The following is a 13467-nucleotide window of genomic DNA, read 5'->3' as shown; positions in this document are numbered from 1 at the left end:
ACCCATGACCCCCGACCAGATTACGCTTTTCGTGATTTTTGCCGTGGTGATGGCGCTGATGCTGTGGGGGCGGTGGCGTTATGACATCGTGGCCTTCGCCGGGCTGATTGCCGGGGTGTTGACCGGCATCGTTCCCGCCGAGGAGACCTTTTCCGGCTTTGCCAATCCCGCCACCATGACCGTGGCACTGATCCTGATCGTGACCGCCGGGCTGCAACGCTCTGGTGTGGTCGCGATGCTGACCCGGCTGCTGTCGGGAGAAAAGCGGTCCGTTCCCGCCCATGTGGCGATCATGGGCGGCGTTGGCGCGGCCATTTCGGGTTTCATGAACAACGTGGCGGCACTGGCGATCCTGATGCCGATCGACATACAGACCGCGCGCAAGGCCGGGCGCAGGCCCGCGCTGACGCTGATGCCGCTGGCCTTTGCCACCATTCTGGGCGGCATGACCACGCTGATCGGGACACCGCCGAACCTGCTGGTTTCGCAATTCCGCGAGGGCGCAGCCGGCGACGGTTTCAAGATGTTCGACTTTCTTCCCGTGGGCGGGGCGGTTGCGGTGGCAGGCGTTCTGTTCATCGCCCTGATCGGCTGGCGGCTGATCCCGCGCAGGGACAACGACGTGCGTGGCGGCGACAGCAGCGAAGCGCTGCGCGATTATGTGACCCAGCTTGTCCTGCCCGAATCCAGCAGCGCCGTCGGCAAGTCGCTGGGCGAGGTCGTCGATAACGCCGGCAACGTGGTGATCCTGGCGGTGGAACGCGCCGGCACGCGTTATTACCGCACCTCGCGGATGATCGTGCTGCATACGGGCGACCGGCTGATCATCGAGGCCAGCCCCGACGCGATGGAGGAGTTTCGCACCGATCAGGGCCTCGCCTATCCCGAGGCCGAAGAAGGCGACGATGACGAGAGCACCGGCGAATCGCGCCGCGCCCAGTTGGATGCCGGCGGCAGGGTGCTGGTCGAGGCAGTGGTGCCGCAGCGTTCGCGCCTGATCGGGCGACGGGCAGACCGGTTGTTTCGCGGCCACGAGGTCGACGGGTTGCTTCTGGGCATCCTGCGCGAGGGCCTGACCCTGCGCGAGAAGCTGAACACCAAGCGCATCCGCAATGGCGATGTGCTGCTGTTGCTGCTGCCCGAGGAGAACGTCGACGCGGCACTTGACCCCCGTGACCTTCTGGCGCTGCAGGGCAGCACGACCCAGGTCACCAAAGAACATCGCCTTTGGGGTTCGCTTGCGATTTTCGCAGGCGCAATTGCGCTTACCAGCATGGGCGTGATCACCATGCCCATCGCGCTCAGTGTGGTTCTGCTGCTGTTCGTGCTGGGCAAGATCCTGTCGCCGGAAGACCTTTACGATCATGTAGACTGGCCCATCATCGTGCTGCTGGGGGCGATGATCCCGCTTGGGATGGCGCTGGAAACCACCGGGGGATCTGCGCTGATCGCGTCGGGACTGGCGCAGCTGACCTCGGGCTATCCAGCCTGGGTTGCGCTGGCGCTGCTGATGATCACGACCATGTTCATGTCGGACGTGCTGAACAACAACGCCACGACGATCCTTGCCGCGCCGGTGTCGATCCAGCTGGCAGGTCAGCTTGGCGTCAATGCCGACGCATTCCTGATGGGGGTGGCGGTATCGGCATCCTGTGCCTTCCTGACGCCGATCGGGCACCAGAACAATACGCTGATCCTTGGCCCCGGCGGCTATCGCTTCAGCGATTACTGGCGGATGGGTCTACCGCTGGAAGTCATCGTGATACTGGTCTCGGTCCCGATGCTTCTGATTGCCTTCCCCCTGTAGCCCCCAGCAAAAGCGCGCCAGCGGCAGCAGCCTTCACAATGGCAGGATGGGCTGACGAGGGCGGCGAACCTCGCCACCCTGCGCATTCGTGTGGCCCCTTACGGCGCCAGCCGGCTGATGATCGCCGTTACCTCGGGCTTCTTGCCGATTTCTTCCATGGCGACCTGGCGGGTGATTTTCTTCACCGCCTCTTCCAGTTTCTGATCGTCGGCGACGGTCTTGGCGTCGGCGCGTTCCAGGAACTCGGCCAGCTCGGTCTCGATCTGCTGGGCCACGGGCGTGTTCGAGCGGCCCTTTTCCGGCAGGCCCATCAGCTCGACCCAGGCATCCGGGAAGGGGCTGTCGTTTTCATCGACGATCACGCTGACAAGGGCACTTCCGTTCAGCGCCATGCGAATGCGGTCACGCACGACCCCGTCCATCGCCCCGATCAGGACCGAGCCATCCAGGTAGATCCGACCGTGATCGACTTCTTCCGTATGGTGTGGCTTGTCGCCGGTAATGTCGATCATCTGACCATTGGTCGCCACGATCGAGGCGATCCCCTTGGCGCGGCCGATATTGACATGTTCGCGCAGATGCATGTGCTCGCCATGCATCGGGATCAGCATCTTCGGCTTCAACAGGTCATGGACCGCTTCCAGATCCGGCCGGTTGGCATGGCCCGAGACGTGATAGGTGCCGTCATCGGGGTCGAACACGTCGACGCCCAGATAGGAAAACTGGTTCATGATGCGGATCACGCCCCGCTCATTACCCGGAATGGTGCGCGAGCTGAACAGGAAGCTGTCGCCTTCGCGCAGCTTCAGCCCCAGATAGCTGCCGCGCGCCAGCTGCGCGGTGGCCGCGCGGCGTTCGCCCTGGCTGCCGGTGGCGATCAGCATCACCTTGTTGCGCGGCAGATCGGCCGCTTCCTCGGGCGAGATGGTTTTGGGGAAGTTGGTCAGGATGCCGGTTTCCTGCGCAGTATTGACCATCTTGCGCATGGCGCGGCCCAGCAGGCAAACCTTGCGGTCAGCGGCAATGGCGGCGTCTGCCAGCGTCTTCAGACGCGCGACGTTGGACGCGAAGGTCGTCGCCACCACCATGTTCGGCTGAGCCATGACGAATTCCAGCAGCGGATTGGCCAGCATCGCCTCTGACCGGCCGGGATGGGTGCTGAAGACATTGGTGGAATCGCAGGTCAGCACCTTCACACCGTCACCTTCGCGGGCGATTTCGTGCCACAGGATCGGGTCGAAGGCCTCGCCCACGACCGGGGTGCCATCCAGCTTGAAATCGCCGGTATGGACGATCCGGCCGGCCGGCGTATCGATGATCAGGGCCGAGCTTTCAGGAATCGAGTGGCTGATCGGCACGAATTGAACCGTGAACGGGCCAGCCTCGACCACCGCGGGGCGTGGTTCATGGATGTTGATTGCGTCGGTCGGCAGGCCGCGTTCCTCCATCTTCATCCGCGCCAGTGCGCCGGTGAACTTGCGGCAATGGATCGGCGCGCCGATCCGGTCCCACAACAGGCCAAGGGCGCCGACATGGTCCTCATGCGCATGGGTGATGAAGATCGCGTCGATGCGGTCCTTGTTCGCCGTCAGCCATGCGGTATCGGCCATGATCAGGTCGATGCCCGGCGTCGAGTCCATGTCGCCAAACGTCACGCCCAGGTCTACGACGATCAGCCGTTCCTTGCCCGGCTGGCCATAGCCATAGACATAGGCGTTCATGCCAATTTCGCCCGCGCCGCCCAGCGGCAGATAGATCAGACGGTCAGACATTCCCCGCCTCCTTGTTGAAATCATAAATAAGCTGCAATCCGTGGACGGTCAGATCCTCTTCGACGCTGTCGAAAACATCCGTCCCCTGTTCGAACAACGGAGCCAGGCCTCCGGTTGCGATAACTTTCATCGGCCGGTCACGTTCACCCCGGATCTTGGTGATAAGCCCTTCGACCAGACCGATATAGCCCCAGAAGATGCCGGACTGGATACAGGCGACCGTATTGCTGCCGATGACCCGTTCGGGACGGGTCACATCGACATGCGGAAGCGAGGCCGCGCCCATATGCAGCGCCTCAAGCGACAGGTTCACGCCCGGCGCGATAATGCCCCCGATATATGCGCCATCGGTATCGGCCACGTCAAAGGTGGTGGCGGTGCCGAAATCGACCACGATCAGGCTGCCGCCATGGCGGGCATGGGCCGCCCAGGTGTTCACGATGCGGTCGGGCCCCACGGTCGCGCCCGCATCGACGCGCGGCAGGGCGGGCAGCAGGCAGTCGGGCTTGCCGACGACCAGCGGGCGGGTGTTGAAATAGCGGTTGCACAGCACCCGCAGGTTGAAGACCACGCGCGGCACCGTGGACGAAATGATGCAGCTGTCGATATCCAGTTCGAAATGGCGCAGCGAGATCAGCGTCTGCAGCCAGACGAAATATTCGTCCGCCGTGCGCTTGTGGTCGGTGGCGATACGCCAATGCGACAGGAATTTCTCGCCGTCCCAGATGGAAAAAACGGTGTTGGTATTGCCGGTATCAATACACAGCAGCATCAGAAGAACACATCTGCGGCCGGCACGGCCTGACGGCCTGCGGCGGTGGTCAGGATCAGCGCGCCGGTCTGGTCGATGCCTTCGAACCGGCCGGTCAGTTCCGTGGTGCCGGTGCGGGCGATGATGGTCTCGCCCAGGCGGGCGGCACGGGCGAGGAATGCCTCGCGAATGGGGCCGAACCCCTCGGTCAGGAAACGTGCCTCCCAAGCCGCGAAGGCAGGGGCCAGCAGGTCCAGGAACTCCTCGGCCGGGATCGTCAGGCCGGTTTCGCCCGCGACGCTGACGGGCGCAAATGCCGCGCCTGGATCGGCGGGTGGGGCGGCTGCAAGGTTCACCCCGATGCCCACCGCCAGCCCCGAGACCCGCGCCCCCTGCCCCGCGCTTTCCAGCAGGATGCCCGCGACCTTGCCGCCATTCAGCAGCACATCATTGGGCCATTTCAGCGCCAGCCGCGCCGCCGGCCCGCAGGCCGCAGTCAGCGCGTCATACAGCGCCAGCGCCGCGACAAAAGAATACAGCGCCGCCTGTCCGGGATCGCCCTCGGGCCGCAGCGCCAACGAGCCGGCGAAGTTCCCCCGCGGCATAGCCCAGGCGCGGCCTCGACGGCCGCGCCCCTGATATTGGTCATGGGTGATGATCCAGGCCTTGCCCGCCATCTGCGCGGTCATGCGCAGCGCCTCGGCATTGGTGGAGGGGCTGCGCGGCAGGACATGCCGCGCTACGCCCTCGGGCCAGAGATGCGGATCAGTCAATGGGTTGGGTCGCGGTGGCAACCGCGCCACCCGCGGGATGCGCATCCACGATCATCAGCGATTCCGCGGCACGCTCCGCCGCCCGGTCGACCCCGAACATGGTAATCGCCCCCAGCAGCACCGCCACCGCCGACGCGATCAGCATCGTATAGGACACCGGGCCCATGCGGCTGCCCACGGGGTCGGTCTCGGCCCCGAAATACATGTAATAGACGATACGCAGGTAGTAGAACGCGCCGATGACCGAGGCGATCACACCCGCCACCGCCAGCCATCCCATGCCCGCATCGACGGCCGCATTCAGCACGCCCAGCTTGGCGAAGAAGCCCAGCATCGGCGGCACACCGGCAAGGCTGAAGAACAGGATCAGCACCGCCATCGCCTTGACCGGCTCGGCCCGTGCGAACTGGTTCAGCGCCGCCAGGTCGGTGACCGGCTGGCCGTCGCGTTCCAGCGACAGGATCCAGGCGAAAACGCCCACGTTCATGACCGCATAGATGGCCATGTACAGCAGCATCGCCTGCACGCCGACAGCCGTGCCAGCGGCCAGACCCATCAGCGCAAAGCCCATATGCGCGATCGAGGAATAGGCCATCAGGCGCTTGATGTTGGTCTGCCCGATCCCCGCGATCGAGCCGAGGAACATCGACAGCAGCGCCAGCACCGCAATGATCTGGCCCCAATCCCCCGGCACCCGGCCGAAGGCATCGGTCAACACGCGGGCCAGCAGCGCCATGGCGGCAACCTTGGGCGCGGTGGCGAAGAAGGCGGTGACCGGCGTGGGCGAACCTTCATAGACATCCGGCGTCCACATGTGGAAGGGCACCGCGCTGACCTTGAAGGCAAGGCCCACGATCACGAAGACCATGCCGAACAGCAGCCCGACCGGCAGCGTGCCGCCCTGCACCACGTCGATGATACCCGAGAAGCTGGTTGTGCCGGCAAAACCATAGATCAGCGAGGCACCATACAGCAGCAGGCCAGAGCTAAGAGAGCCGAGCACGAAATATTTCAGGCCCGCTTCCGAGGATTTGCTGGATTCGCGGCGCATGGCGGCGACGACGTAAAGCGCCAGCGACTGCAGTTCCAGCCCCAGATACAGGGTCAGAAGGTCAGCGGCCGAGACCATGACCATCATGCCCAGAACCGACAGCGCGATCAGCACCGGATATTCGAAACGCAGCGCATTGCGGCGCTGCATGTAATCCGCGCTCATCGCCAGAACGGCGGCGGCGGCGGTCAGGATCAGGATCTTGCAGAAACGCGCAAAGCCGTCAGCGACGAACATGCCGAAGAAGGCGGCGCCCTCGGTCACGCGGCCGACGCCGATATAGAAGGCCAGCACCAGAAAGGCCGCGACCGTGGTCCAAAGCAGCGTACCGGCGATGCGGTCCTTGCCGAAATAGGCCCCTGCCAGCAGCGCCAGCAGCGCATAGGCCGCCAGCAGGGTTTCCGGCATGATGATCGTGAAGTCGAGCGAAGTCATGACGGTCCTCTCAGTGCGCGGCGGCGGCCGTATCGGCGCCGGTCGTTGCCTCGACCACGCGATACGCGGCCGGGTCTTCGGGCATGCCTTCGGTGGCGGCATGCATCTGGGTCAGCATCGCATCGACGCTGGGCCCGGTGATGTCGGTGACGACGCGCGGATAGATTCCCAGCCACAGCGTCATGACGATCAGCGGCACGAAGATCCAGCGCTCGCGCGCGGTCATGTCGGTGATTGTCTTCAGGCTTTCCTTCACCAGCGCGCCCAGCGTCACGCGGCGATACAACCACAGCGCATAACCGGCCGAGAAGATGACCCCCGTGGTCGCAATCAGCGCAACCCACGTGTTTTCGCGGAAGGTGCCCAGCAGGGTCAGGAATTCGCCCACGAAACCCGAGGTGCCGGGAAGGCCGACATTCGCCATGGTGAAGAACATGAACACCAGCGCGTATTTCGGCATCCGGTTCACCAGACCGCCATAGGCGTCGATCTCGCGCGTGTGCATGCGGTCATAGATGACGCCGACCAGCAGGAACAGCGCGCCGGAAATAAAGCCGTGGCTCAGCATCTGGAAGATCGCGCCATCAACGCCGACCTGATTGGCGGCGAAGATGCCCATGGTCACGTAACCCATATGCGCGACGGACGAATAGGCGATCAGCTTCTTCATGTCGGACTGGGCCAGTGCCACCAGCGAGGTATAGACGATGGCGATGGCCGACAGCCAGAAGACGACCGGCTGGAGAAGATCGGACGCGACCGGGAACATCGGCAGGCTGAAGCGCAGGAAGCCGTAACCGCCCATTTTCAGCAGCACCGCCGCCAGCACGACCGAACCCGCGGTCGGGGCCTGAACGTGGGCGTCCGGCAACCAGGTGTGCACCGGCCACATCGGCATCTTCACCGCAAAGCTGGCAAAGAAGGCCAGGAACAGCACGGTCTGCAGCCCGCCGAAGATCGTCCAGCCCAGGAAATGCAGCGGCTCGGAAGAGAAGTCGAAAGCCAGCAGCTGTTCAATATCCGTGGTCCCGGCGGCGCGATACATCACCACCATGGCGACCAGCATCAGAACCGAGCCGAGGAAGGTATACAGGAAGAACTTGAACGCCGCATAGATGCGGTTCTGACCGCCCCAGATGCCGATGATCAGGAACATCGGGATCAGGCCGGCTTCGAAGAACAGGTAGAACAGGATCAGATCCAGCGCCGTGAAGACGCCGATCATCAGCCCTTCCAGCACCAGGAAGGCAATCATGTATTCCTTGACGCGCGTGCTCACATCCCAGGTCGACAGGATGGTGATCGGCATCAGGAAGGTGGTCAGCATGACGAACAGGATCGAAATCCCGTCGACGCCCATCTTGTAGCGCAGGCCCATGATCCAGTTGCGGTCCTCGACGAACTGGAACCCGGTATTGGCCGGATCGAAGCCGAACAGAACCGTCAGCGAAATCAGGAAAGTCGCCGTGGTGGCAATCAGCGCCAGCCACTTGGCGTTACGGTTCGACGCCTCATCATCGCCGCGCAGGAACACGGCCAGGATCAGCGCCGCGACCAGCGGCAGGAAGGTGATGATCGAGAGGATATTGCTCATCTTACATGCTCCCCCGCGCCATGACCCAGATCAGCAGCGCCACGATCCCCAACACCATCGCGAAGGCATAGTGGAACAAATAGCCCGACTGCATCCGGCCAGCGAAACGGGTCAGCCGCGGGATCAGCCCCATGGCCACGCCATTGATCGCGCCGTCGATGACACGCCCATCCCCCCCGGTCCAGAGCGCGCGGCCCAGCCACAGGGTCGGCCGCACGAAGGCGCGGTCGTAGATCTCGTCGAAGTACCATTTGTTCAGCAGGAAATTGTAAAGCGGGCGCTGCGTCGCGGCCAGCTTCGCCGGCGCCTCGGGGTAACGGATATACATCATCCATGCCGTGAACAGGCCGATCAGCATGGCGATGAAGGGCGACACCTTCACCCATTTCGGCGCCTCATGGGCCTCGTGGATCATGTGGTTGTCGGGGTGAAGATAGATCGCACCACCGACCGGCGTGGGCACGTCGGTGCGGACATGGCCGTCAGCCGCGTGTTCGCCGTCAGTGGCGGGCGCGGCGGCATGTTCGCCTTCGGTCGCGGTGTCGGCCACGGCCTGTTCTGCAGGGGCGGCTTCGCCATGTTCGGCCGATGCGGCTTCGCCGGGCGCGGCTTCACCGTGCTCTGCCGGCGCGGCCTCACCATGCTCGGCAGCTTGCGCCTGCGCCCCACCGATATGGAAGAACTGGTTCACCCGGTCGCCGAAGAAATCGCCATACCAGAGCATGCCCGAGAAGATGGCGCCAACCGCCAGCACGCCAAGCGGCACGGTCATCACGGCAGGCGATTCATGGGCGTGGTCATGGGCGTGGTGGTCGCCGCGCGGCGTGCCCCAGAAGGTCATGAACATCAGCCGCCAGCTGTAGAAGCTGGTCATGCCCGCCGCGATCACCAGCATCCAGAAGGCAAAGCCGTTGCCGACCCATGCGCTTTCAATGATGGCGTCCTTGGACAGGAAGCCGGCAAAGCCGATGGTGGTCAGCGGGATGCCGACGCCGGTAATGGCCAGCGTGCCGATCAGCATGGCCCAGAAGGTCAGCGGGATCTTCTTGCGCAGCCCGCCATAGTTCCGCAGATCCTGTTCATGATGCATCGCGTGGATGACCGAACCCGCACCAAGAAACAGCATCGCCTTGAAGAATGCGTGCGTCAGCAGGTGGAACATCGCCGCCGAATAAACGCCGACACCGGCCGCCACGAACATATAGCCCAGCTGCGAACAGGTCGAATAGGCGATGACGCGCTTGATGTCGTTCTGGACCAGACCCACGGTCGCGGCGAAGAATGCCGTGCAGGCCCCGATGATGGTGATGAACAGACGCGCATCGCTGGCAAATTCATACAGCGGCGACATCCGGCAGACCAGGAAAACGCCCGCGGTCACCATGGTCGCGGCGTGGATCAGCGCCGACACCGGCGTCGGGCCCTCCATCGCGTCCGGCAGCCAGGTGTGCAGAAGCAGCTGCGCCGATTTCCCCATCGCGCCGATGAACAGCAGCACACCCAGCAGGTTCGCCGCGTTCCAGTCAGTCCACAGGAAATGCACGTTGGTTTCGGCAATCGCCGGCACTTGCGCGAAGATCTCGTCAAACACCACGGTGCCGGTCAGCCACCACAGCCCGAAGATGCCCAGAAGGAAACCGAAATCGCCGACGCGGTTGACGATAAACGCCTTCATCGCCGCCGCATTGGCCGAGGGCTTCTTGTAGTAGAAACCGATCAGCAGATAGGACGCGACGCCCACGCCTTCCCAGCCGAAGAACATCTGCAGCAGGTTATCCGCCGTCACCAGCATCAGCATGGCAAAGGTGAAGAAGGATAGATAGGCGAAGAAACGCGCCTTGTAATGCTCGGAATGGTCCCAGTTGTCGTCATGGGCCATGTAGCCGATCGAATACAGGTGAACCAGCGCCGAGACGGTGGTGACCACGATCAGCATGATCGCCGTCAGCCGGTCCAGCCGGATCGCCCATTGCGACACGAAATCCCCGGCCACGACCCAGTCCAGCACCGGGATATGCTGGGTGACGCCGTCAAAGCCCAGGAAGACGATCCAGCTGAGCAGGCAGCAGACGAACAGGATACCGGTGGTCAGGTATTGGGCGGCTTGTTCGCCGATGGTGCGCCAGCCGAAGCCCGCGATCAGCGCGCCGATCAGGGGCGCAAACAGGATGAACTGTGCCATGTCTGTCTCAGCCCTTCATCACGTTGACATCTTCGACGGCAATGGTGCCGCGGTTGCGGAAGAACACCACCAGGATCGCCAGGCCGATGGCGGCCTCGGCTGCGGCGACGGTCAGCACGAACATGGTGAAGACCTGCCCCGCCAGATCGCCCAGATGGGCCGAAAACGCGATGAAGTTCATGTTCACCGCCAGCAGCATCAATTCGATCGACATGAGGATGACGATGACGTTCTTGCGGTTCACGAAAATGCCGAAGATGCCGGTGACGAACAAAATCGCCCCCACCACCAGAAAATGCGTCAATCCGATCATCGTATCGTCCCTCGGTTCGTGTTCTGGGGCGCGTGGCCCCGGTCGTTCTTCAGGCGGCTATTGGCCGCCATAATTCTTGCAAGAGCAGGTCTGTTCGGTTTCGCGCAGGGTCAGGATCGCGACGTCCAGGCCCTTGTACAGTGCCTCTGCGGCGCGGCGCACATCGGCAAGAGAGATCGGCTTTTCTTCCTGCACTTTGCTGCGCAGGAATTCGGTCGCGGTCAGCCGCTGCGCGCCGGCTTCGCCGAAGTGGCTGATGGCCAGAAACTCACCGGATTTGCAATCAATCACCCGATAGCCCGAGAACCGAGCAAGGTCGCCGACAGGCACGTCGAGATAGTCATAGACACCATCCGCGCCGGCGTCGTCCTCCAACGCATTGGCATAGTCTTCGGTCGCGAATCCGCTGCCGTAATAGCCGAAGCTTTCGGCATTGCTGACGCGCATCCCGGATTCGATGTCACCGTTGCAGGGCGGCAGGGGCGTCAGCGCAGACGCAGACACAGCCGTCAGGCACAGCGCCAGTGCTGCCCCTGCGGTTCGTCCCATCGCTCGCTTGTCCCTTGTGAAGGCCATTGCCCCCGCTTTCGCTTGCTTATTGAGTCGGGGGGCGGACGCCCGCCCCCGTCTTTTGCCGCTTACTGCCAGAGAAGATCCGGATAGTGAAGCATACACCCGCACCCGAGGCGCGGATTTCCGGTTGCCTCGCGGCGGTCTGATGCCAGCCGGTCAGCAGATTTCAATCCCCGAGGATCCGCGCGATGCATCGTGGATGCTGCATGGATCATTGCCCCTGCCCCCCGCGCGAACCGCCCAATCCCGGATAAAACTGCCCGCAGGCGCAATGCGCATATTCGGCCATTTCCTCGGCATTCCAGCGGGCATTGCTGGCTTGCAGGTAACCGCTCTGGGTCGCGCGGCTCAGCAGCCGCTGGGGCGAGGACATCAGGCCGTCCTGCCGCGCCTGTGTCAGAAACGCCTCGATCGGCGGCAGATTGCCGCGCCCATCGGCATCAAACCCTTGCGCGGCACCGGTGCGGCAATCGTGCAAGCGGTAATAGGCCCGAGGCATGCCGGCAGCGATGTGATCGCCGCCATTGTCATAGGCAAGCCCGACCTTTCCGCCGCCTTCATCGACCGCCGCATAGCGCGTCCAGCCACCCAAAGCATTGGTAAAGGCCGCGCCGCAAGGCGGCAGCAGCGACATGGCATTGGCACTGCCCTCGTCAGGTGCGTCTTTGCCGCACGCGACAAGGGCAAGGCCGGCTGCGGCCAGAGCTATGGCCGCGCGCCCTGTCACAATCCCTGCCCCGGCTTGACGTCGCGCAGCTCCAGCTGCTTCTTGGGGTCGGTCCACATCTGCTTCAGCACGTCCTGCCGCTTGATGTCGCGGCGGTGGCGCATGGTCAGCACGATCGCCCCGATCATTGCCACCAGCAGGATCAGCCCCGCCAGCTGGAATGCCAGGAAGTAACGGTCATACAGAACCCCGGCGATGGCATTGGTGTTCCAGGTGCTGTTGTCGATGGGTGCCGCGCGCAGATCGGCCGCGCCGTCGGCGGTGATCCAGCCGGCAAAGCTCATCCCCAGAACGGTCAGCAGCACCAGCGCGATCATCAGACCGAGCGGCAGGAAGCGGGCCAGTTCACCCTTCAGTTCGGCAAAGTCGATGTCCAGCATCATGACCACGAACAGGAACAGCACCGCAACCGCGCCGACATAGACGATGATCAGCAGCATGGCGACGAATTCCGCACCTTGCAGCACGAACAGACCCGCCGCGCAAAGGAAGGTCAGGATCAGCCACAGGACCGAGTGGACCGGGTTCTTCGACAAGACGACCATAAAGCCCGAAATGCAGGCCACGACCGCGAACAGATAGAATGCAAAGACGCTCACGCCTCGTCCTCCTCGTCATAGGTGCTGGCGGCGATGCTCAGCGCCTTCTGCATGGCGGGCAGGCCCGCGAACATGCTCATCTGATAGATGGTTTCCGCAATCTCGCGCTTGGTCGCGCCCGCTTCCAGCGCGTGCCGGATGGTCAGGCGCAGCTGCGGCTCTGCCAGCGCGCCCTGCACGGTGATCGCGCCGATTGTCAGCAAAAGCCGGGTCTTGGCGTCCAGACCTTCACGGTTGAAGGTGCGGCCGAACCACATTTCAAGCACGTCGGCGGGCATGGTCGGCACCAGCTTTTCAAAAGCCTTGGTGTCGACCTGTTCCAGCGCCGGGTTGAACGCCCGCGCCATGTCCTGCCCCTGCTGGAGCATCTGCTGAAACAAAAGGGCGAATGCGTCGGTCATCGGTAGGGCGCGTCCAATGCGAGGTTGCGGGCGATTTCAGGTTCCCACCGGTCGCCGTTCTGAAGCAGGCGTTCCTTGTCGTAGAACAGCTCTTCCCGGGTTTCGGTGGCGAATTCGAAATTCGGACCTTCGACAATGGCATCGACTGGGCAGGCTTCCTGACAGAAGCCGCAATAGATGCACTTGGTCATGTCGATGTCGTAACGCGTCGTGCGGCGGCTGCCGTCGTCACGCGGCTCGGCGTCGATGGTGATCGCCTGCGCGGGGCAGATCGCCTCGCACAGTTTGCAGGCAATGCAGCGTTCCTCGCCCGAGGGATAGCGGCGCAGCGCATGTTCGCCCCGGAAGCGCGGCGACAGCGGGCCTTTCTCGTGCGGGTAGTTGATGGTTTCCTTGGGGCCGAAGAAATACTTCACCCCCAGACCGAAACCCTTGATGAAATCCCAAAGCAGGAAATACTTCGTCGCCCGGGCCAGATCGAAAGCCATG

At 63.3% G+C, this 13467-nt stretch carries 13 protein-coding genes; 1 reads left to right on the top strand and 12 read right to left on the bottom strand.

The genetic code is table 11. The features are described 5' to 3' along the window. Window positions 1-4 precede the first annotated feature (4 nt). Window positions 5-1807 (top strand): SLC13 family permease, encoded by a 1803-nt coding sequence (locus G7044_RS13715; protein WP_166329798.1) that lies wholly within the window; start codon window positions 5-7, stop codon window positions 1805-1807. A 98-nt stretch (window positions 1808-1905) separates the two neighbouring features. Here G7044_RS13715 and G7044_RS13710 read toward each other — a convergent pair whose 3' ends face one another. The 12 genes from G7044_RS13710 to nuoI all read right to left on the bottom strand — a co-directional run bounded on the left by G7044_RS13710 (window position 1906) and on the right by nuoI (window position 13466). Then, window positions 1906-3579, bottom strand: coding sequence for a ribonuclease J (locus tag G7044_RS13710; RefSeq protein ID WP_166329796.1), 1674 nt, complete (start codon window positions 3577-3579; stop codon window positions 1906-1908). Then, window positions 3572-4351 carry a type III pantothenate kinase gene (locus G7044_RS13705; RefSeq protein ID WP_166329794.1) on the bottom strand — a complete coding sequence of 260 codons (780 nt, stop codon included), beginning with the start codon at window positions 4349-4351 and terminating at the stop codon, window positions 3572-3574. Before G7044_RS13705 ends, G7044_RS13710 begins: the two co-directional genes overlap by 8 nt. Then, the gene (locus G7044_RS13700; RefSeq protein WP_235931307.1) at window positions 4351-5103 is read right to left on the bottom strand and encodes a biotin--[acetyl-CoA-carboxylase] ligase; all 753 of its coding nucleotides are present in this window, start codon (window positions 5101-5103) and stop codon (window positions 4351-4353) included. The genes G7044_RS13705 and G7044_RS13700 overlap by 1 nt, the downstream gene beginning before the upstream one ends. After that, window positions 5096-6589, bottom strand: coding sequence for an NADH-quinone oxidoreductase subunit NuoN (gene nuoN / locus G7044_RS13695; protein WP_166329790.1), 1494 nt, complete (start codon window positions 6587-6589; stop codon window positions 5096-5098). The genes G7044_RS13700 and nuoN overlap by 8 nt, the downstream gene beginning before the upstream one ends. Before the next feature lie 10 nt (window positions 6590-6599). Further along, window positions 6600-8183, bottom strand: coding sequence for an NADH-quinone oxidoreductase subunit M (locus G7044_RS13690; RefSeq protein ID WP_166329788.1), 1584 nt, complete (start codon window positions 8181-8183; stop codon window positions 6600-6602). A 1-nt stretch (window position 8184) separates the two neighbouring features. Continuing rightward, window positions 8185-10365 (bottom strand): NADH-quinone oxidoreductase subunit L, encoded by a 2181-nt coding sequence (gene nuoL / locus G7044_RS13685; RefSeq protein ID WP_166329786.1) that lies wholly within the window; start codon window positions 10363-10365, stop codon window positions 8185-8187. A gap of 7 nt (window positions 10366-10372) precedes the next feature. Beyond that, window positions 10373-10678 carry an NADH-quinone oxidoreductase subunit NuoK gene (nuoK, locus tag G7044_RS13680; protein ID WP_166329784.1) on the bottom strand — a complete coding sequence of 102 codons (306 nt, stop codon included), beginning with the start codon at window positions 10676-10678 and terminating at the stop codon, window positions 10373-10375. 57 nt (window positions 10679-10735) lie between these two features. Continuing rightward, window positions 10736-11227 (bottom strand): hypothetical protein, encoded by a 492-nt coding sequence (locus G7044_RS13675; RefSeq protein WP_166329782.1) that lies wholly within the window; start codon window positions 11225-11227, stop codon window positions 10736-10738. Window positions 11228-11462: 235 nt separating this feature from the next. Next, complete coding sequence (locus G7044_RS13670) at window positions 11463-11885, bottom strand: hypothetical protein (protein ID WP_166329780.1); 423 nt, start codon at window positions 11883-11885, stop codon at window positions 11463-11465. An 89-nt stretch (window positions 11886-11974) separates the two neighbouring features. Then, a complete protein-coding gene (locus G7044_RS13665; protein ID WP_166329778.1) occupies window positions 11975-12577 on the bottom strand; it encodes an NADH-quinone oxidoreductase subunit J in 603 nt (200 codons plus the stop codon). Then, window positions 12574-12978 (bottom strand): carboxymuconolactone decarboxylase family protein, encoded by a 405-nt coding sequence (locus G7044_RS13660; protein WP_166329776.1) that lies wholly within the window; start codon window positions 12976-12978, stop codon window positions 12574-12576. Before G7044_RS13660 ends, G7044_RS13665 begins: the two co-directional genes overlap by 4 nt. Beyond that, entirely contained in the window at window positions 12975-13466 is a 492-nt protein-coding gene (gene nuoI / locus G7044_RS13655; RefSeq protein ID WP_166329774.1) for an NADH-quinone oxidoreductase subunit NuoI, read from the bottom strand. The genes G7044_RS13660 and nuoI overlap by 4 nt, the downstream gene beginning before the upstream one ends. Window position 13467: the final 1 nt, after the last annotated feature.

This window comes from Paracoccus xiamenensis, from assembly GCF_011308835.1.
In the GTDB taxonomy this organism is placed as follows: Bacteria; Pseudomonadota; Alphaproteobacteria; order Rhodobacterales; family Rhodobacteraceae; genus Paracoccus; species Paracoccus xiamenensis.
The sequence above is the reverse complement of the archived record's forward strand: the minus strand, read 5'-3'. Positions and strand labels throughout refer to the sequence as shown.